Annotated in this window: 15 protein-coding genes; 6 read left to right on the forward strand and 9 right to left on the reverse strand. The window is 73.8% G+C overall.

Annotation, left to right across the window (positions count from 1 at the left end):
• Nucleotides 1-100 precede the first annotated feature (100 nt).
• From VM95_RS12820 to VM95_RS12845, 6 genes are all read right to left on the reverse strand, one after another.
• Complete coding sequence (locus tag VM95_RS12820) at nt 101-1,033, reverse strand: aminoglycoside phosphotransferase family protein (protein ID WP_045695716.1); 933 nt, start codon at nt 1,031-1,033, stop codon at nt 101-103.
• 42 nt (nt 1,034-1,075) lie between these two features.
• Nucleotides 1,076-2,386: a DUF58 domain-containing protein gene (locus VM95_RS12825; protein WP_045695718.1), complete on the reverse strand. Its 1,311-nt coding sequence runs from the start codon at nt 2,384-2,386 to the stop codon at nt 1,076-1,078.
• 61 nt (nt 2,387-2,447) lie between these two features.
• Nucleotides 2,448-3,395, reverse strand: coding sequence for an AAA family ATPase (locus VM95_RS12830; protein ID WP_045695869.1), 948 nt, complete (start codon nt 3,393-3,395; stop codon nt 2,448-2,450).
• Between the two features lie 101 nt (nt 3,396-3,496).
• Nucleotides 3,497-4,726 (reverse strand): DUF4350 domain-containing protein, encoded by a 1,230-nt coding sequence (locus VM95_RS12835; protein WP_045695722.1) that lies wholly within the window; start codon nt 4,724-4,726, stop codon nt 3,497-3,499.
• A complete protein-coding gene (locus VM95_RS12840) occupies nt 4,723-5,412 on the reverse strand; it encodes a DUF4129 domain-containing protein (RefSeq protein ID WP_045695725.1) in 690 nt (229 codons plus the stop codon). The genes VM95_RS12835 and VM95_RS12840 overlap by 4 nt, the downstream gene beginning before the upstream one ends.
• Before the next feature lie 5 nt (nt 5,413-5,417).
• Nucleotides 5,418-6,572, reverse strand: coding sequence for a hypothetical protein (locus VM95_RS12845; RefSeq protein WP_045695728.1), 1,155 nt, complete (start codon nt 6,570-6,572; stop codon nt 5,418-5,420).
• A gap of 286 nt (nt 6,573-6,858) precedes the next feature.
• Here VM95_RS12845 and mtrA point away from each other — a divergent pair, with 286 nt between their 5' ends.
• The 3 genes from mtrA (at nt 6,859) to VM95_RS12860 (ending at nt 11,471) form a co-directional block, all read left to right on the forward strand.
• Nucleotides 6,859-7,536 carry an MtrAB system response regulator MtrA gene (gene mtrA, locus VM95_RS12850; protein WP_030247322.1) on the forward strand — a complete coding sequence of 226 codons (678 nt, stop codon included), beginning with the start codon at nt 6,859-6,861 and terminating at the stop codon, nt 7,534-7,536.
• Between the two features lie 70 nt (nt 7,537-7,606).
• A complete protein-coding gene (gene mtrB / locus VM95_RS12855) occupies nt 7,607-9,631 on the forward strand; it encodes an MtrAB system histidine kinase MtrB (protein ID WP_208615446.1) in 2,025 nt (674 codons plus the stop codon).
• Entirely contained in the window at nt 9,609-11,471 is a 1,863-nt protein-coding gene (locus tag VM95_RS12860) for an LpqB family beta-propeller domain-containing protein (RefSeq protein ID WP_157882085.1), read from the forward strand. The genes mtrB and VM95_RS12860 overlap by 23 nt, the downstream gene beginning before the upstream one ends.
• On the opposite strand, the gene VM95_RS12865 is transcribed toward VM95_RS12860, so the two are convergent.
• Nucleotides 11,407-12,228: a ComF family protein gene (locus tag VM95_RS12865; protein WP_063773493.1), complete on the reverse strand. Its 822-nt coding sequence runs from the start codon at nt 12,226-12,228 to the stop codon at nt 11,407-11,409. The genes VM95_RS12860 and VM95_RS12865 overlap by 65 nt on opposite strands.
• 376 nt (nt 12,229-12,604) lie before the next feature.
• On the opposite strand from VM95_RS12865, the gene hpf reads away from it, so the two are divergent.
• Together hpf and VM95_RS12875 are read left to right on the forward strand one after the other, a co-directional pair.
• Nucleotides 12,605-13,297 carry a ribosome hibernation-promoting factor, HPF/YfiA family gene (gene hpf / locus VM95_RS12870; RefSeq protein ID WP_045695740.1) on the forward strand — a complete coding sequence of 231 codons (693 nt, stop codon included), beginning with the start codon at nt 12,605-12,607 and terminating at the stop codon, nt 13,295-13,297.
• 252 nt (nt 13,298-13,549) lie between these two features.
• Nucleotides 13,550-14,308 (forward strand): response regulator, encoded by a 759-nt coding sequence (locus tag VM95_RS12875; RefSeq protein WP_244178747.1) that lies wholly within the window; start codon nt 13,550-13,552, stop codon nt 14,306-14,308.
• 16 nt (nt 14,309-14,324) lie between these two features.
• Here the strand turns inward: VM95_RS12875 and VM95_RS12880 are convergent, their stop codons facing one another.
• Nucleotides 14,325-15,554 carry a winged helix-turn-helix domain-containing protein gene (locus tag VM95_RS12880; protein ID WP_045695744.1) on the reverse strand — a complete coding sequence of 410 codons (1,230 nt, stop codon included), beginning with the start codon at nt 15,552-15,554 and terminating at the stop codon, nt 14,325-14,327.
• Nucleotides 15,555-15,657: 103 nt separating this feature from the next.
• On the reverse strand, nt 15,658-16,215 hold the full coding sequence (locus VM95_RS12885) for a GNAT family N-acetyltransferase (RefSeq protein ID WP_045695748.1): 558 nt from the start codon (nt 16,213-16,215) through the stop codon (nt 15,658-15,660).
• Between the two features lie 242 nt (nt 16,216-16,457).
• Here VM95_RS12885 and secA point away from each other — a divergent pair, with 242 nt between their 5' ends.
• On the forward strand, nt 16,458-19,226 hold the full coding sequence (gene secA, locus VM95_RS12890) for a preprotein translocase subunit SecA (protein ID WP_045695750.1): 2,769 nt from the start codon (nt 16,458-16,460) through the stop codon (nt 19,224-19,226).
• The last annotated feature ends 12 nt before the right edge of the window (nt 19,227-19,238 follow it).

Below are 19,238 nucleotides of genomic sequence, written 5' to 3' on the forward strand. Positions count from 1 at the left end.
CTGCAGGGGGGACCCTGTGGGAGAGTAGGACGCCGCCGAACAATTCTTCAGAAAAGGCCCACCCGGGTTCCCGGGTGGGCCTTTTCGCGTTTCCGGCGGGTCAGGACCCTTCCGTCAGGAATTCGGCCAGGCGGTCGGCGAACACCGTCAGCAGGTCCAGCTGCGGTCCGTTCCGGGCGACCCGGAAGCCGTGGCGGCGGCCCCAGAAGGCGGCCTGCACCGCGTGGAACTGGGACCAGCGCCGTACCCGCTCGCGGTCGAGTTCCGCCGCCTCGGCGAAGACGTCGAGGACGCGTCGGACGGCCCTGCGCGGATCGTCCGCCCCGATGAGCGTCAGTGCGCGGGACTTGAGCAGGGTGCCGGCGTCGTAGGCCGGGTCGCCGACGTAGCCCTTCGGGTCGACGGCGAGCCAGGGCTCGCGGTCGGCGCGCAGGATGTTGCGGGCGTGCAGGTCCCCGTGGACGAGGGTGTCCGGTTGGCCGGGGCCGAGCTCGCGGACGGTGGCGACGGCGGCCGCCACCACGCTGGCGGGCATGGTGTGCGCCAGCTCGGCCGCGTCCCGGCGCAGCTCGCGTTCCCAGGTGTCGGTCCGCTCGCTCAGCCGGGGCAGCTCGGGCGGTGCGGGGACGGCGAGCCGGTGGTTGAGTCGGCCGGCGACCGTCACCAGCTGGTCGGCGTCGGGCAGTTCGGCCAGCGTCGCGTGGTGGGCGCGTTCCAGCAGCATCGCGAAGCGGGGGTCGTCGCGCTCGTGCAGGCGGACGGCGCCGCGGCCGCACCAGGCCGCGAAGGCGTCCGGCTCGTGGACGTTGCCGGGGTGCGGGAACGACACCTTCAGGACGGCGGGGCCGGTCGCGGGCCGCCGGACCGGGACGATGAGCCCGACGCCCCCGTGGGTCACCTCGCCGTCCGGTGAGTAGCCCCAGCGCTCCAGCAACTCGTCGACGATCCGGGGCAGTTCGGCAAGCCATGCCGCCCCCGGTTCTCCCTCGCGCGCGACCGTGGCCCGCGCGAACGCCTCCGGAATCCCGATCATCCGGGCACCCTACAGCTGTAGCGGCGCCCCCGCGGGGGCTTGTCAGAGGCGGCCGGCGGCCTTCAGCGCGAGGTAGGTGTCGGCGAGGGCCGGTGCGATCTGCGCGGGCGGGGCGTCGAGGACGGTGACGTTGTTCCGGCTGAGGCGGTCGGCGGTGGCGCGGCGGTCGGCGCGGGTCTGTTCGGCGGCGGCGGCGCCGTAGACGGCCTCCAGGGTGCCGCGCCCGGCGGCGAGTTCGTCCAGCCGGGGATCGGCGACGGACGCCAGCACGACCTCGTGGCGCTTGGTGAGCAGCGGCAGCAGCGGCCGCAGGCCGTCCTCGACGGGCGCCGCGTCGAGGCCGGTGAGCAGGACGATCAGCGAGCGGTGCGGGGCCATCTTCAGGGCGGTGGAGACCAGCGAGCGCATGTCGGTCTCGTTGAGGGCGGGTTCGAGCCCGGCCATGGCGTCGGTGAAGGCGGGCAGGATCTCGCGGGGCGAACTGCCGACGACCGCGCCGCGCTTGCGGGTGTCGTGGGCGAGCAGGTCGACGCGGTCGCCGGCCCGGGTGGCCAGGGCGGTGAGCAGCAGGGCGGCGTCGAGGGCGGCGTCCAGGCGGGGGGCGTCGCCGACCCGGCCGGCGGAGGTGCGGCCGGTGTCGAGGACGATCAGGATGTGCCGGTCGCGCTCGGGGCGCCAGGTGCGGACGGCGACAGTGTGCCGGCGGGCGCTGGCGCGCCAGTCGATGGAGCGGACGTCGTCGCCGGGCAGGTACTCGCGCAGGGAGTCGAACTCGGTGCCCTGCCCGCGGGTCAACAGCGAGGTGCGGCCGTCGAGTTCGCGCAGTCGGGCGAGCCGGGAGGGCAGGTGCTTGCGGCTGGTGAACGGGGGCAGCGCGCGGACCGTCCAGGGCAGCAGGTGGGAGCCCTGGCGGGCGGCCATGCCGAGCGGGCCGAGCGAGCGGATCGTCACCTTGTGGGCGTGGTGGTCGCCGCGGCGGGTCGGGGTGAGGACGGTGACCGCGCGGCGCCGTTCGCCGCCGGGGACGGCGAGGGTGTGCCGGGAGGCGGCGTGGGCGGTGCCGGGCCGCCAGGCGGAGGGGGCCCAGGCGTCGCGGATCAGCGCCCGCAGCGGCCGCCCGGACGGGTTGGTGACGGTCAGTTCGACGGAGGCGGGCTCGCCGAGCCGGACGCGGGTGTCGCCGCCCCGCCCCAGCCGCAGGCTGCGGACGGGTGCGGCGAGCACGAGGTCGACCACGACGGCGAGCAGCACCGTGCCGGTGACGAGGGCGATCCCGGTCCAGGACGGCAGCAGCAGGCCCACGACGAGCGCGCCGAGCGCGGCGAGCAGGGCGGTTCGCCCGGTGAGGGCCATGCGGTGGCACTCCTTCGAGGGGTGGTGAGCCGGTGGGGCCGGGAAGGGGTCGGACGGCTGGTCAGCGGGGCGCGGGCGTCTGGGCGAGCACGGCCTGGATGACGGAGTCGGCGGTGACGCCCTCCATCTCGGCCTCGGCGCGCAGCGCGACCCGGTGCCGCAGGGTGGGCAGGGCGAGCGCCTTGACGTCGTCCGGGGTGACGTAGTCGCGGCCGGCGAGCCAGGCCCAGGCGCGGGCGGCGGCGAGCAGGGCGGTGGCGCCGCGCGGGGAGACGCCGATGGACAGCGACGAGGACTGCCGGGTGGCCCGGCAGAGGTCGACGATGTAGGCGAGGACCTCGGGGGAGACGGTCAGCTCGGCGACCTGTGCGCGGGCGGCGGCGAGGTGCTCGGGCCCGGCGACCGGGCGCACGCCGGCGGCGGCGAGGTCGCGGGGGTCGAAGCCGGAGGCGTGCCGGGCGAGGACCTGGAACTCCTGGTCGCGGTCGGGCAGCGGCAGGACCAGCTTGAGCAGGAAGCGGTCCAGCTGGGCCTCGGGCAGCGGGTAGGTGCCCTCGTACTCGACCGGGTTCTGGGTGGCGGCGACCATGAAGGGGACGGGCAGCGGGCGCGGTTCGCCGTCGACGGTGACCTGGCGCTCCTCCATGGCCTCCAGCAGGGCGGCCTGGGTCTTCGGCGGGGTGCGGTTGATCTCGTCGGCGAGCAGCAGGTTGGTGAAGACCGGGCCGGGCTGGAAGGAGAACTCGGCGGTGCGGGCGTCGTAGACGAGCGAGCCGGTGACGTCGCCGGGCATCAGGTCGGGGGTGAACTGGACGCGCTTGGTCTCCAGGCTGAGCGCGGTGGAGAGGGTGCGGATCAGCAGCGTCTTCGCCACGCCGGGGACGCCTTCGAGCAGCACGTGGCCGCCGCAGAGCAGCGCCACGACGAGGCCGGTGACGGCGGCGTCCTGGCCGACCACGGCCTTGCCGATCTCGGCGCGCAGCGCGGTGAGCGCGGCACGCGGGTCGATGGCGGCGGGGGCGGTGGCGGCAGCGGCGGGGGTGCCGGGGGTGCCGGTGGTGTCGGAGTCCGTGCCGGGGACGGAGCGGAGCTGGGCGGTTGCCTGGTCGGTCACGGGTTCCGTACCTGCCTTTCGAGGGCGTCGAGGTCGTCGGCGAGCCGGAGCAGTGCGGCGTCGTCGGTCGGGGGCGGGCCGTACAGCAGGGCCCGTACGTCCCCGGCGGACTGCTCGGGGTGGCGGTCGGCCAGGGCCGCGCAGAGGGCGTCGGGGTCGGGTGCGCCGGCCCGGAGCGGGACGCCCAGGGCGGGGGCGAGGCGGTGGGCGGCGGCGCGGCGCAGCGCCTGGGCGGCGCGGCCGTGGGCCTTGGCGCGCCGGTAGAGCCGGGCGCGGCCTTCGGTGGTCTCGCTGGCGCGGACCACGACGGGCAGGTTCTCGCTGACCACCGGGCCGAGCCGGCGGCCGCGCCAGAGGGCGGCGAGCACGGCGGCGACGGCGAGTTGGCGCAGGGCCCAGTGCCAGCCGTCCGGGACGAAGTCGCCGAAGGTCTTGGGGTGGGCGGCCTTGGGCAGCGGGACGCTGTAGTCGGGCAGGTGCCAGGTGAGGGCGGGCTGCGAGCCGAGCAGGCCGAGGGCGAGCGAGGCGTTGCCGGCGACGGTGAGTTCGCCGTTCTGCAGGAAGACGCCGCTGCCGAGCACGACGACGTCGCGGGTGCCGTCGTCGAGCGGGGTGCGGACGAGTGCGTAGCCGTGGCCGCGCGGGTAGCAGCCCTCGCCGCGGCTGCCGCTGGTGTACAGCATGCCGCCGGTCTCGGCGTCGCCGGCCCGGACGGCCTCGGGCAGGGAGCAGCCGGCGTTCGCGGGGCGGACGGGGGCGTAGGGGAGGCCGCCGTCCTCCTCGGAGCTGCGGATGCCGGGGGCGAGCGCGCTGAGGGCGGTGGGGCCGGGGGCGATGAGCACCAGCCGGGTGTGCCGGGCCGCGGCGATCGCGCGCAGCTGGTCGGGGGTGAGCAGGTCCGGTTCGGGCAGCACGAGGGTGTCGGGGCCGGCCGGGTGGGCGGTGGGGTCGGTGGTGAGCCGGGTGGCCAGGCCCTGCTGTTCGAGCAGCGCGTACGCGGCGTGGGCGCCGTCGCGGTCGTACGAGCGCGGGTCGATCGTCGGGTACTCGCGGTCGCGGCCGAGGGCGACGACGGTGACGGCGCCGATCAGCAGGACGGCGAGGAACGCCAGGTACCAGCGGGCCCGGCGGAGCAGTCCGCGCCCGGTGGGGGCGAGGCTGGTCGGGGCGGTGCGGGTCGGCTGTTCGGCCGCGGGCGGGGCGGGGGCGGGAACGGTGCTGGTCATGCCGCCCCTCCTGCGGTCGCGGTGGTGGCCGGGGTGGCGGCGTGGACCGGTCGGGTGCGTTCCAGCGTCCGGTCGAGGTCGTGCAGCAGCTGGTAGGCGGCCTGGTCGGCGGTGCGCTCGCCGAAGGCGATGTCGTCGAAGGTGCGGGCGGCGGCGGCCAGCGCGGCGGCGTGCTCGGGCAGGGCGCGGCCGGCTTCGGCGGCGGCCTCGTCGGCGGTGCGGCCGGGGCGGGTGTCGAGCAGGGTGCGCTCCTCCAGGGCCCTGACCAGGGCGCGCATCTGCTCGCGGACGGCCTCCTCCCAGCGTCCGGCGGCGGCGTGTGCGGCGGCGTCGGCGCGGTACCGGTCGGCGCTGCGCGGGCCCTCGACGCCGTACACGTCGAGGACGGTGCGGGCGGCGCGCTTGGGCGCGCCGAGGCGCCACCAGAGCGCGGCGGCGATCAGCAGGGCGACGACGATGAAGAACAGCAGGCCGGTGGTGCCGCTGGTGCCGTCACCGGAGATGCCGTTGAGCGAGCTGGTGATGTGGTCGTTGATCCAGTCCATGGCCCGTTCCAGGACGGACGGATCGTGCTTGTGGTACCCGGCCTTGAGCAGTTCGTCGCGGGCGGCCTCGCGCGCCGGGTCCCGCGGAACGGTGACCGGTGCGCCGTCGGCCGGCAGCGGCATGTCCCCCCAGTTCGGCATCCGGTTCAGCGCCCCGCGGGGGCGGGCCGGTCGGCCGGGGCGGCGTCCTGCTCGGGCAGGGCGGCGGCGCGGGCGAGTTCGATGTCCAGGGCCTCGCGGCGGATGCGCTGGTCGATGTAGACCAGGACGCCGACGACGGCCAGGAACGGGATGGTGAGGGTGGAGGCGAGCAGCCCGGCGACCGCGTCGGTGATCAGCATCGCGGTGGACTCGTTGAGGGTGCCGTCGAACGAGGCCTGGCGGTTCAGGTCGGCGAAGCCGAGGAGGAAGCCGAGGATGCGGAACGGCATGGCGATGACCATGGTGGCGACCAGCGCGAACAGCCGGGCGACCAGGGAGATGCCGAGGACGCGCCACCAGGCGCCGCCCACCAGGCGGCGGGAGCGGGAGAGCGCGGTCAGCACGCCCTGCTTCTCCAGCATCAGGGCGGGGGCGGCCAGGCTGAACCGGATCCACAGCCAGAAGCCGACCGGGAGGGTCATCAGGCCGACCAGGAACAGCAGGGCGGCGGTGCCGAAGGAGACGCTGCCGCCGCGGTCGTAGAGGTACCAGGGGGTGAACCCGAGCAGCATCACCCCGGCGGAGAGCAGGGCGGTGAGCGTGGTCAGCCCGAGCAGCTGCAGCAGCCGGGGGCGGGCTTCGCGCCAGGCCTCGCCGGCGGTCACCGGGCGGCCGAGGACGGCGCGGCTGACGACCACGGTGAGCAGCGCCGCGGCGAGCGCGCCGAGCAGCAGGGTCAGCGGCAGGGTGGCGAAGGTGGTCGTGAACTGGGTGTTGTCGCCGGTCTTGCCCTTGGCCAGGGCCAGTTCGACGGCGACCACGCCGGCCTGTTGGAGGACGGCGAAGCCGAGCGAGAGGGTCAGGACGGTCCGCCAGTAGCGGCGGACGGTGGTGACGGCGCCGTCGAGCAGTTCGCCGATGCCGAGCGGGCGCAGCGGGATGACGCCGGGCCGGGGGCCGCGCGGGGCGCTCCAGGCGGACGGGCCGCGGCCGCCGGGCCGGGCCTGGCCGTACTGGCTGCCCCGGACGGGTGCCTGCGGGGTGGTCTGCGGTGGTGCCGACGGGCCGGGCACGGCGGCGGGCGCGTCGGCCGGGGGCCGGGCGCCGTCGCGGGACGGCTCGGACGAGCCGGGCGAGGCCCAGCCCGGAGTGTCGGTCATCACTGCTCCTCGGAGGGGCGTCACGGGCGCGGCTCCGGGCGATCTTTCGCCCGCGCGCAGCGCCCATCGTGCCATGGGGCCAGGACCGGCCCCAGGGGGATCCGGCCGCGGATCGGAAACGGGGGTCCGCGGGGCGCCGCGGGCGGGTCCGGGGGCCGTCCGCAGGTGCCCCGACCAGGGCTGTTCGCCCGTTTTGACCGGAATTCGCCGGTGTCGGAGTTGGCCGTTGTGGAGCATTGGCACTGCTGTGCGGCAGGTCACAATCCGGTAATGAGAAGATGGACCCATGAAGGGACGCGTCCTCGTCGTTGATGACGACTCCGCACTGGCCGAGATGCTCGGCATTGTGCTGCGTGGTGAGGGTTTCGAGCCGTTTTTCGTCGCGGATGGGGACAGGGCGCTAGCCGCGTTCCGGGAGACCAAGCCCGACCTGGTCCTGCTCGACCTGATGCTGCCCGGCCGGGACGGCATCGACGTCTGCCGGCAGATCAGGGCGGAGTCGGGGATCCCGATCGTCATGCTGACCGCGAAGACCGACACGGTCGACGTCGTGGTGGGCCTGGAGTCGGGTGCCGACGACTACGTCACCAAGCCGTTCAAGCCCAAGGAGCTGGTGGCCCGGGTGCGTGCGCGGCTGCGCCGTGCCGAGGAGCCGACGCCCGAGCAGCTGACCATCGGCGACCTGGTGATCGACGTGGCCGGCCACTCGGTGAAGCGGGACGGCCGGGGCATCCCGCTGACTCCGCTGGAGTTCGACCTGCTGGTCGCGCTGGCCCGCAAGCCCTGGCAGGTGTTCACCCGCGAGGTGCTGCTGGAGCAGGTCTGGGGCTACCGGCACGCGGCGGACACCCGGCTGGTCAACGTCCACGTCCAGCGCCTGCGTTCGAAGATCGAGAAGGACCCGGAGCGTCCGGAGATCGTGGTGACGGTCCGCGGCGTGGGTTACAAGGCCGGGCCCAGCTGACGTGACGGACCAGGCTGGCGACACCCCGTCGGGTTCCGCGACCGACGGGGCCGGTGCCGTGCGCGGGGACGTGCTCAGTTCGACCACCTCGACCGCCCGCCGCCGGCGCGGCCCGCGCGGGGTGTTCGGGCTGTTCACCCGTCAGCTGCGCCGACCGGTGGGCCGGGCGGCGGTGCTGTACCGCCGGTCGATCCAGGTGCGCGTGGTCGCGGTGTCCCTGCTGCTGTCGATCGCGGTCGTCCTGGTGCTCGGCGTGGTCGTGGTGGCGCAGGTGCGCACCGGTCTGCTGGACACCAAGATGGGCGCCGCGCGCGAGCAGGCCAGGATCGGGTTCCAGGCCGAGCTGAAGAAGATCGACGAGGCCAAGGACCAGCGGCTGCGGGGCACCGCCGACTCGACCAGCGAGGACACCGGCACCTGGCTGCTGCGCCGGGTCAACGACCTGGCGGCGAGCGGGCAGACGGTGTACTCGGTGATCGCGATGGCGCCGGGCACCGGGGCCGTCGTCCCCGACACCGGCTTCGCGCCGCGCTACACCGGCGACATCCTGCCCACCAGCGTCCCGGACAGCCTGCGCGACAAGGTGCACGTCGAGCCCGGCCAGATGTTCGACCAGCCGACCCGGATCCACCGGGCGGACGGCCGCTCCGAGCCCGGGCTGGCCCTGGGCATGCAGTTCGTCGGCCCGTCCGGCACCAGCTACCAGCTGTTCTACGTGTTCTCCTTCGGCCAGGAGACCGACACCCTCAACCTGATCACCGGCACCCTGGCGACCGCCGGCGTGTTCGTGGTGATCCTCATGGGCGCCATCGCCTGGGTCGTGGTGCGCCAGGTGGTCACCCCGGTCCGGATGGCCGCCGGCATCTCCGAGCGCCTTGCGGACGGGCACCTGGAGGAGCGGATGAAGGTGACCGGGACGGACGACATCGCCCGCCTCGGCGAGTCCTTCAACCGGATGGCCAACGCCCTGCAGGCGCAGATCCGCCAGCTGGAGGAGCTGTCCCGGGTGCAGCGCCGGTTCGTCTCGGACGTGTCGCACGAGCTGCGCACCCCGCTGACCACCGTCCGGATGGCCGCCGACCTGATCTACGACAGCCGCGAGGACCTGGACCCGATGGCGGCCCGCTCGGCGGAGCTGCTGCAGGGCCAGCTGGACCGCTTCGAGTCGCTGCTCGCCGACCTGCTGGAGATCAGCCGCTTCGACGCCGGCGCGGCGATCCTGGACGCCGAGCCCGTCGACCTGCGCGAGATCGTCACCCGGGTCGTCGAGGCCGCCGAACCGCTCGCCGAGGCCAAGGGCAGCGCCGTGGTGATCCGCGGCGACGGCGAGCCGGTGCTGGCCGAGGTGGACTCCCGCCGGATCGAGCGCATCCTGCGCAACCTGGTGGTCAACGCGCTGGAGCACGGCGAGGGCCGCGACGTGGTGGTCCGGCTGGGCTCGGCGGACGGCGCCGTCGCGGTCGGCGTGCGCGACTACGGCATCGGACTCAAGCCGGGCGAGGCCTCCCGGGTCTTCCACCGCTTCTGGCGGGCCGACCCGTCCCGGGTGCGGACCACCGGCGGCACCGGCCTCGGCCTGTCCATCGCGGTCGAGGACGCCCACCTGCACGGTGGCTGGCTGCAGGCCTGGGGCGAGCCCGGCGGCGGCTCGCACTTCCGGCTCACCCTGCCGCGCACCCGCGGCGGGGAGATCAGCCGGGCGCCGTTCCGGCTGGAGCCGGAGGACTCCCGCAACAACCGTGGCCTCGGCACCTACGGGATGCCGTACCGGCGGGCGATCGCCCCGGCGGGCGCGACGGCGCTGAGCGCCGCCGAGGAGCCGGCCGAGACGCCGGAGGGCGTCGGCAGCGGGCTCGGCAGCGGGCTGGGCGGGGTGCTCAACATCGACCTGGGCCGGCAGCGGCTGCCCGAGGGCCCGCGCTCGGACCCCTCGGACGTGCGGACGGCGGGGGCCGGGTACGGTGCCACCGGCGCCCAGGTCATGGTGGACCCGACGCCCGGGCGGCCGTCGGTGGCAGCGCGGACGGCGGAGCCGGGCGTGACGGGCGGGACGGACCTGGAGGGGTCGCAGCGTGCGAAGGACGAGCGGGACTGAGTCGCGGGTCGCGGCGGTGGCCGGCGCGGCGCTGCTCGCCCTGGTGGCGAGCGGCTGCGCCGCCATGCCGGACTCCGGCGGCATCTCCAGGGTGGAGCTGTCCCAGGGCGCGGCCGACAAGAACCTGCAGGCCCGGGTGTACCCGCTGGGCCCCGCCAAGGGCGCCGGGCCGCGCGAGCTGCTGACCGGCTTCCTCGACGCCGTCACCGCCGACGAGGGCTTCGACGTCGCCCGGCAGTACCTCACCGAGAACGCCGCAGCGCACTGGAACCCGGACGCCGGGATCCAGGTGCTCTCCGACAACATGGTCAAGCGGACCGTCCAGGCCGCCACCACCGAGGCGGACACCACGGCGCAGTTCACCGTGAGCGGGTCGATGGTCGCCTCCGTCGACACCAAGCACTCGTACCTGCTCGCGGACGGCCCGAGCGCCTCCGACTTCACGTTCGTCCGGGAGAAGGGCGGCGAGTGGCGGATCGACAAGCTGCCGCCCGGCGTGATCATGAACGAGACGAACTTCCGCAACACCTACCGCCAGGTCGACCGGTACTTCTACACCGCCCCCGACCCGTCCGCGTTCATCGCCGGCAGCTCCCCCCAGGAGGTGCTGATCGCCGACCCGATCTACCTGCGCCGCCGGATGGACCCGCTGATGGCGGCCGCCAAGGCGGTGGTCGCCGGGCCCTCGGACTGGCTGAACCCCGTCGCCCGGACGGCCTTCCCGCCCGGGGCCGGCGTCGACCGGGTGACGGTGGACGACAACCGCGCCGCCCACGTGCAGCTCCTCGGCGTGGACGTGAGCGACCCGGCCACCTGCCGACGGATGGCGAACCAGCTCTTCTACACCCTCGCCGACCAGGTCAAGGGCCAGGTCGAGCGGCTCGAACTGAAGGGCCAGCGCGGCACCTGCACGGCCAGCCGCACCGACGCGCCGAACACCGGCCCCGGCGCCCTGGCCGGGCCCCCGCCCGCGATCCAGTACTACCAGCGCGCCGACAACGGCGTGCTGATGACCGCCGACGACCAGCACGGCGGCCAGGCCGTGAACGGCGCCCTCGGCAAGCCGCAGCCGAACGGCACCGCGCCGCTCGGCACCATCGCCGTCGCCCGGGACGGCTCCCGGGCCGCCGCGATCAGCGGCGACGGCCACCAGCTGTTCTCGGTGCCGCTCTCCGCCAACTCCGTGTCGATGCCCGAGCCGGTGCTCACCTCACCGGTCAAGGCCGCCGACCGGAGCGACGGACTGGCCTCGCCCAGCTGGGACGGCCGCGGCGACCTCTGGGTGGCGGACCGCAACCCGCAGGGCCCCCGGGTGGTGATGGTCCGCGGCAACAAGACCTACCCGGTGCCGGTCGAGGGGCTGGACGGGCAGACCGTGCAGGCGCTCAAGATCTCCTCGGACGGCGCGCGGATCGCCCTCGTGGTCAAGAACCAGGGCTCGGGCACCCGGTCGCTGCTGTTCGGCCTGGTGGTGCACGGCGGGACGCCGCAGGAGCCGACCGCGAAGATCGTCGGACTGCGCCGGGTGGCGCCGCTGCTCACCGACGTCGCCTCGGTCGCCTGGGCGGAGGCCGACCAACTGCTGGTGCTCGGCAAGGAGGGCGACCGGATCCAGCAGCTGTACTACATCAGCACGGACGGCTCGCAGAGCAGCGACAGCCCGCTGCAGAGCGGCCCGGGCTGGCTGACCATCTCGGCCTCCGAGTCCCGCAGCAACGTGCTGGCCGCGGCGCCGCCGGTGCTCGCGGTGGCCGAGGGCAAGGTGTACCGGCTGATCAACGCCCAGTGGCGGGAGCTGCAGATGCAGGACAAGGCCGGCGCCTACTTCTACGCCGGCTGACCCCCGCTCCGGCCCGCCGGGTCGGTGCCGTCCGTCGGCCCGTCCGGCCCGTCCGGTGGTCGGTGGCCGCGACGGTGGCGGCGGCCCGGGCCGGCAGGCCGGAGGCGGCCAGCGCCCGGGCGGCCTCGGCGAGGCTGGCCCCGGTGGTCACCAGGTCGTCCACCAGCACCGGCTGACGCCCCACCAGCGCGCGGTTCGCGCGCGGCAGCACGGTGAGCGCGCCGTGCAGGTTGCGCCGCCGCTCGGCCGCGCCCAGCCCGGCCTGGTCGGCGACCGGGCGGGTGTGCCGCAGCAGCGGTGCCGTCCGGGCGTCCAGGCCGGCCCGGCGCAGCGAACGGGCGGCGGCGCCGGCCAGCCGCAGCGTCGGGTCGTGGCCCCGGGCCCGCACGGCCGCCCGGGCCGAGGGCATCGGGACCAGCAGCAGGGGCGCCCGTTCGGCGCGCGGGCCCAGCGCCGAGCGCACCGCCCGGCCGAGCGCCTCGCCGAGCGGGCCGGCCAGCCGCAGCGCGCCCCGCTCCTTGTGCGCCAGCAGCAGCTGCCGGACCGGGTCGGTGTACGGCGCGGCGGCGTGCGCCCAGGGCAGCAGGGTGGGACCGGGCCGGGCGGCGGCCAGCGCGTGCCGGCAGTCGGGGCAGAGCGGGGTGCGGACGGCGCCGCAGCCCGCGCAGTCGGCGGGGAGCAGGACGTCCAGCAGCCCGGCCAGGGCGTGGCCGAGCGGTCCCCGGTCGGACGGGGGAGGGGCGGGGGTGGAGGGCACGGCTGCTCCTGGCGGCGGCACGGAGAGTGAGCAAAGGATGCGCCGTACGGGGGGTGTTGTCCAGGTATTCACCCATGCTTCACTCGCAAGAGGGTAGACAGGGTGCGACAGCTTGACCGGCCGTCCGCGGTGTCGGGTCGTGCCCGCGTCACCCGTCGATGCCCCGGCTGGGGAGGCGAAAACCCCGTGTGAGGTGTTCGATAAGGCTCCAGGGGGTTTCAACCGGCCCTGGTGGGGAGGAAGTGAGGTGAGGGCCAGTCGTTTCCACCGTCCGCGGTGGAACGGGGGGCCGGCAGTGGATGGGCTGGTCCAGCTGGGTCTCAGCCCGATCCGGTAGCACCCGGATCGGCGTCAGCACGAGGGATCGGAGTTCTGCGTGGACATCGTCGTCAAGGGCCGCAAGACCGAGGTGCCCAAGAGGTTCCGCGAGCACGTGGCCGAGAAGCTGGAGAAGGTCCAGAAGTTCGACGGCAAGGTGATCAGCCTCGACGTCGAGGTGTCCAAGGAGCACAACCCGCGGCAGGCCGACCGGTCCGACCGGGTGGAGATCACTCTCCGTACCCGTGGCCCGGTGATCCGGGCCGAAGCCGCCGCCGCCGACCCGTACGCGGCGCTCGACCTGGCCTCCGCGAAGCTCGACGCGCAGCTGCGCAAGTCCGCCGACCGGCGCCGGGTCCACAAGGGCGGCGCGAACGGCCGCACCCCCATCAGCGTCGCCGAGGCGACCGCGGCCCTGGCCGCGCTGCCGGAGACGACGACGGAGAGCGCGACCAACGGGGCCGTCCGCAAGACCATGATGGGATCGCTGGAAGTGGAGGGCGAGGGCCCGCTGGTGGTCCGCGAGAAGACCCACTCGGCCGCTCCGATGGCGCTGGACCAGGCGCTGTACGAGATGGAGCTGGTCGGCCACGACTTCTACCTGTTCGTGGAGAAGGACAGCGGCCTGCCGAGCGTCGTCTACCGCCGGCGCGGTTACGACTACGGCGTCATCCACGTCCAGCCCGACATGGCGGCCGGAGTGGCCAGCGGTGCGGGTGGTGCGATCGGTCGGTCCGACGACGAGGACTGACCGTCCGAGCAGTCTCGATGAAGGGGTGACCCCGGTGGCCGCGGCCGCCGGGGTCACCGGCGTTCCGGGCCGCGGAGCCCGGCGGCCGGGGCCGGTTCGCGCGGGGACCGGACCGGGCGGGTTCGAACGGTTCCGGGCGCCCGCCGGCCGGGGGGTCACCCGATGCGGGGGAATCGGCGCCGGAGGGTGACCGGGGCCACGGGCGGGCGTGGAATGATTGGCGCACGACGACCCGCGAAGGGGGAGGAGCGGATGGGGGATCACTTCGGGCTGGGGCCCGCAGGGGGGCCGGTCGCCGGGCTGCCGCCGAGGCCGGAGGAGGAGCCCGCGTACGCGCCGCACCGGGGTGAGCCGATCCGCGTGCTGGTCGTGGACGACCACGCGCTGTTCCGCCGGGGGCTGGAGATCGTCCTCGCGGAGGAGCCGGACATCAAGGTCGTCGGCGAGGCGGGGGACGGCGCCGAGGCCGTGCTGAAGGCGGCCGACCTGCTGCCCGACATCATCCTGATGGACGTCCGGATGCCGCGCCGCAGCGGGATCGAGGCCTGCACGGCGATCAAGGACGTGGCGCCCAGCACCAAGATCATCATGTTGACGATAAGCGACGAGGAGGCCGACCTCTACGAGGCGATCAAGGCGGGCGCCACCGGCTACCTGCTCAAGGAGATCTCCACCGACGAGGTCGCCACCGCGATCCGCGCGGTCGCGGACGGGCAGTCGCAGATCAGCCCCTCGATGGCGTCCAAGCTGCTCACCGAGTTCAAGTCGATGATCCAGCGCCGCTCCGACGACCGGGACCTGGTGCCCGCGCCCCGGCTCACCGACCGGGAGCTGGAGGTGCTGAAGCTGGTGGCGACCGGGATGAACAACCGGGAGATCGCCAAGGAGCTGTTCATCAGCGAGAACACCGTGAAGAACCACGTGCGCAACATCCTGGAGAAGCTCCAGCTGCACTCCCGGATGGAGGCCGTGGTGTACGCGATGCGGGAGAAGATCCTCGAAATAGGGTGAGCCGGGCTGCTCCCGGCTACGCCGTGAGCAGCTTCTCCAGGGGCGGGCGCAGCCGTTCGTCGTGCAGCGCCTCCACCCGCACCGCCTCGCAGCCGACCCAGGCGGCCGCCTCGCGCAGGGCCGCGGCCAGCGCCTCGACGTGCCGGGCGCCGGTTCCCCGGGGCCCCGGGGCGTCGGTCAGCGAGATCTGACGGGCGACCAGGGTGCGCCCCTCCCGGGCCGGGTCGACCCGGCCGACCAGCCGGCCGCCGGCCAGCAGGGGCATCGCGAAGTAGCCGTGCACCCGCTTGTGCTTGGGCGTGTAGGCCTCCAGCCGGTGCGTCATGCCGAAGATCCGTTCGGTGCGGGCGCGGTCCCAGACCAGCGAGTCGAACGGCGAGAGCAGTGTGGTGCGGTGGCGCCCGCGCGGGGCCGAGGCCAGTGCCGCCGGGTCGGCCCAGGCCGGGGCCGGGGCGCCGTCCGGGCCCCAGCCGGCCACCTCGACCGGGACGAGTCCGCAGTCGGCCAGCACCGGGTCCAACTCCTCGGCGCGCAGCCGGTGGTAGTCCAGCAGATCGGCCCGGGTGGCGACGCCGAGCGCGGCGCCGGCCTGCGCGACCAGGGTGCGCACGCACGTTTCGTCCTCGGGCTCCTGCCCGAACAGGGCGGCCGGGACGGCCTGTTCGGCCAGGGCGTAGACGCGCTTCCAGCTGCGGCGCTCGGTGCACACCACGTCGCCGAAGGCCAGCGCGCGTTCGACCGCGATCTTGGTGTCGGACCAGTCCCACCACTGCGCGGTCTTCTTGGCGCCGCCCAACTCGGTCGAGGTGAGCGGCCCTTCGGCGCGCAGCTGGTCCAGCACGTGCCGGTAGGTCTCGGGCGCGACCTGGTGGCCCCAGAGGTGGCCGCGGTCGCGGTAGCGGCGGCGCCGGAAGGCGAACAGCGGCCACTCCTCGATCGGCAGTACGCACGCCGCGTGCGACCAGTACTCGAAGCTGGTGCCCGCGCCCCAGTACGCCGCCTCGACGGCCGGGCGGCCGACCGCGCCGAGGCGGGCGTAGGGGACGAGCTCGTGCGAGCGGGCCAGCACCGAGATGGTGTCCAGCTGCACGGCGCCCAGGTGTCGCAGCACTCCGCGCACCCCGGCCCGGCGGTCGGGCGCGCCGAGCAGGCCCTGGGCGCGCAGGGCGATCCGGCGGGCCTCGTCGGCGGACAGGACGGCGGTGGCGCGGTGGCCGGGGGCGCGATCGGCAGCGGCGGCGGTCATGCCGGCGAGCGTAGCCGGGGCCACTGACACCCGGGCCGGCCGGCGGCCGGGGCCGGAGCGGCCGCGGCCGTGGCGGTGACGGCGGGTGCCGCCGCGGCCGCGGTCAGTCCAGGTCAGACGCGAGCAGCGAGCCGAGCCAGGCGTCGTGGAAGACGCCGCGCTGCTCGGCGAAGGAGCGCAGCGTGCCCTCCATGCGGTAGCCGGACTTCTCCGCGACCGCGCGCGAGCCCCCGTTGCCGACGTAGGCCACCCACTCCAGCCGGCGCAGGCCGAGTTCGCGCAGGCCGTAGTGGGAGACCGCGCGGGCGGCCTCGGTGGTGTAGCCGCGGCCGCGGAACTCCTTCACGGCCCACCAGCCGATCTCGGCGCAGCCCGGGTCGTTGTCGCGCAGGACGAGCCCCTGGCTGCCGACCAGGGCGCCGGACTCGCGCTCGAACACGCACCAGATCCGGTTCGCGCCGGTGCGCCAGCCCTCGATGGCGAGGTCGCGCACGAAGAACTCCGCGTCCTCGCGCCGGTACGGGGAGGGGACGATCGTCCAGCGCTGGATCTCCGGGTCCTGGCAGGCGGCGAAGACGGCGTCGATGTCGGATTCCCGCGGGGCGCGCAGGACGAGGCGCTCGGTGGTGAGGGTGACGGGTTCGCTGTGCTGTTCTTCCATGTCGGGATTATTCCGTGGGAGGGCGAACGGGAGCATCCGGATATGGGGCCAACTCCTCGACCCGCTGACCGGTTTGTCACGTTCGACGGCGCTATCGATCCATGTGCCCGCGCGGGTGACACGGGAATAGCGTGCTGACGCACCTCCCGGGGCATTGGACTCCTCGCATACGATGGCCCGTGCGGTGGGGTGGACCCGCCGTGCAGTCGTCCAGTGCCAATACAGGCAAGGAGCCCGCCCAAGTGTCCGTCTTCGACAAGATCCTGCGCGCCGGCGAAGGCAAGATCCTTCGCAAGCTGCAGCGGATTGCTGCCCAGGTCAACTCCATCGAAGAGGACTTCGTCAACCTCACCGACGCCGAGCTGCGCGCGCTGACCGACGAATACAAGCAGCGGCTCGAGGACGGCGAGACGCTGGACGACATCCTCCCCGAGGCCTTCGCCACCGTCCGCGAGGCCGCCAAGCGCGTGCTCGGCCAGCGCCACTACGACGTCCAGCTCATGGGCGGCGCCGCCCTGCACCACGGCTACGTCGCCGAGATGCGCACCGGCGAGGGCAAGACCCTGGTCGGCACCCTGCCCGCGTACCTGAACGCGCTCACCGGCAAGGGCGTCCACCTGATCACCGTCAACGACTACCTCGCCGAGCGCGACTCGGAGTGGATGGGCCGGGTGCACCGCTTCCTCGGCCTCGAAGTCGGCGTGATCCTCGCCAACATGACGCCCGCCGAGCGCAAGCGCCAGTACGCGATGGACATCACGTACGGCACCAACAACGAGTTCGGCTTCGACTACCTGCGCGACAACATGGCCTGGTCGAAGGACGAACTCGTCCAGCGTGGCCACAACTTCGCGATCGTCGACGAGGTCGACTCGATCCTCATCGACGAGGCCCGCACCCCGCTGATCATCTCCGGCCCGGCCGACCAGGCGACCAAGTGGTACGCCGACTTCGCCAAGCTGGTGCTGCGCCTGAAGATCGACCGCGACTACGAGGTCGACGAGAAGAAGCGCACCGTCGGCATCCTGGAGGAGGGCGTCACCCGGGTCGAGGACTACCTCGGCATCGACAACCTCTACGAGTCGGTGAACACCCCGCTGGTCGGCTTCCTGAACAACGCCATCAAGGCGAAGGAGCTGTACAAGCGGGACAAGGACTACGTCGTGATGAACGGCGAGGTCATGATCGTCGACGAGCACACCGGCCGCATCCTGGCCGGCCGCCGCTACAACGAGGGCATGCACCAGGCGATCGAGGCGAAGGAGGGGGTGGAGGTCCAGAACGAGAACCAGACGCTGGCCACCATCACCCTGCAGAACTTCTTCCGTCTGTACGACAAGCTCTCCGGCATGACCGGTACCGGCACCACCGAGGCCGCCGAGTTCCACCAGATCTACAAGCTCGGCGTGGTGCCGATCCCGACCAACAAGACGCCGCTGCGCATCGACCAGCCCGACCTGATCTACAAGTCGGAGCCGGCCAAGTTCGCCGCCGTGGTCGAGGACATCGCCGAGAAGCACGAGAAGGGCCAGCCGGTGCTGGTCGGCACCGTGTCGGTCGAGAAGTCCGAGTACCTGTCGCAGGAGCTGCGCAAGCGCGGCATCCCGCACGAGGTGCTGAACGCCAAGCACCACGAGCGCGAGGCGCAGATCGTCGCGCAGGCCGGCCGCAAGGGCGCCGTCACCGTCGCCACCAACATGGCCGGCCGCGGCACCGACATCATGCTCGGCGGCAACCCGGACCACCTGGCCACCGCCGAGCTGGCGCAGCGCGGGCTGACCCAGGCGGAGAACCCGGAGGAGTTCGAGGCGGCCTTCCCCGAGGCGCTGGAGAAGGCCAAGGCCGCGGTCAAGGCCGAGCAGGAGGAGGTCCGCGAGGCCGGCGGCCTCTACGTCCTCGGCACCGAGCGGCACGAGTCCCGCCGGATCGACAACCAGCTGCGCGGCCGCTCCGGCCGTCAGGGCGATCCGGGCGAGTCCCGCTTCTACCTGTCGCTCGGCGACGACCTGATGCGCCTGTTCAAGGCCGGCATGGTCGAGCGCGTGCTCTCGATGGCGAACGTGCCCGAGGACGTGCCGATCGAGTCCAAGATGGTCACCCGCGCGATCGCCTCCGCGCAGACCCAGGTCGAGCAGCAGAACTTCGAGATCCGCAAGAACGTCCTGAAGTACGACGAGGTGCTGAACCGCCAGCGCGAGGTCATCTACGGCGAGCGCCGCCGCGTCCTGGAGGGCGAGGACCTGCAGGAGCAGGTCGGCCACTTCATGGACGACACCGTCGAGGCCTACGTCAAGGTGGCCACCGGCGAGGGCTTCGAGGACGACTGGGACCTCGACAAGCTCTGGACCGCGCTCAAGCTGCTCTACCCGATCACCCTGGACCTGGCCGAGCTGGAGGAGGAGGTCGGCGGCCCGTCCGGCCTGACCCCCGAGTTCCTGATCAAGGCCATCCAGGAGGACATCCAGGCGCAGTACGGCGCCCGCGAGGACCAGCTCGGCGAGGAGGTCATGCGCGAGGTCGAGCGCCGGGTCGTGCTGACCGTGCTGGACCGCCGCTGGCGCGAGCACCTGTACGAGATGGACTACCTCCAGGAGGGCATCGGCCTGCGGGCCATGGCGCAGCGCGACCCGCTGGTCGAGTACCAGCGCGAGGGCTTCGACATGTTCACCGCGATGATGGAGGGCATCAAGGAGGAGTCCGTCGCGTACCTGTTCAACCTGGAGTTCCAGGTCGAGCAGCAGACGGAGGAGGTCCCGGTCGAGGACGCCGAGGTGGTCCTCGACAAGCTGGAGAAGGACGCGGCGGCCGCCCGCCCGGAGATCAAGGCCAAGGGCCTGGAGGCCCCGAAGCCGAAGCGGCTGCACTACACGGCCCCCTCGGAGGAGGTCGGCGGCGGGGTGATCGAGGGCGACTTCGACGACCTGGCGCCGGAGGACGAGGGCGACGGGCTGACCCGCGCCGAGCGCCGCAAGGCCGCCAAGTCGGCCAAGGGCCGCCGCCGCAAGGCCTGAGCCCGCCCGGGC

It is taken from the genome of Streptomyces rubellomurinus, from assembly GCF_000961885.1.
Lineage (GTDB): Bacteria > Actinomycetota > Actinomycetes > Streptomycetales > Streptomycetaceae > Kitasatospora > Kitasatospora rubellomurina.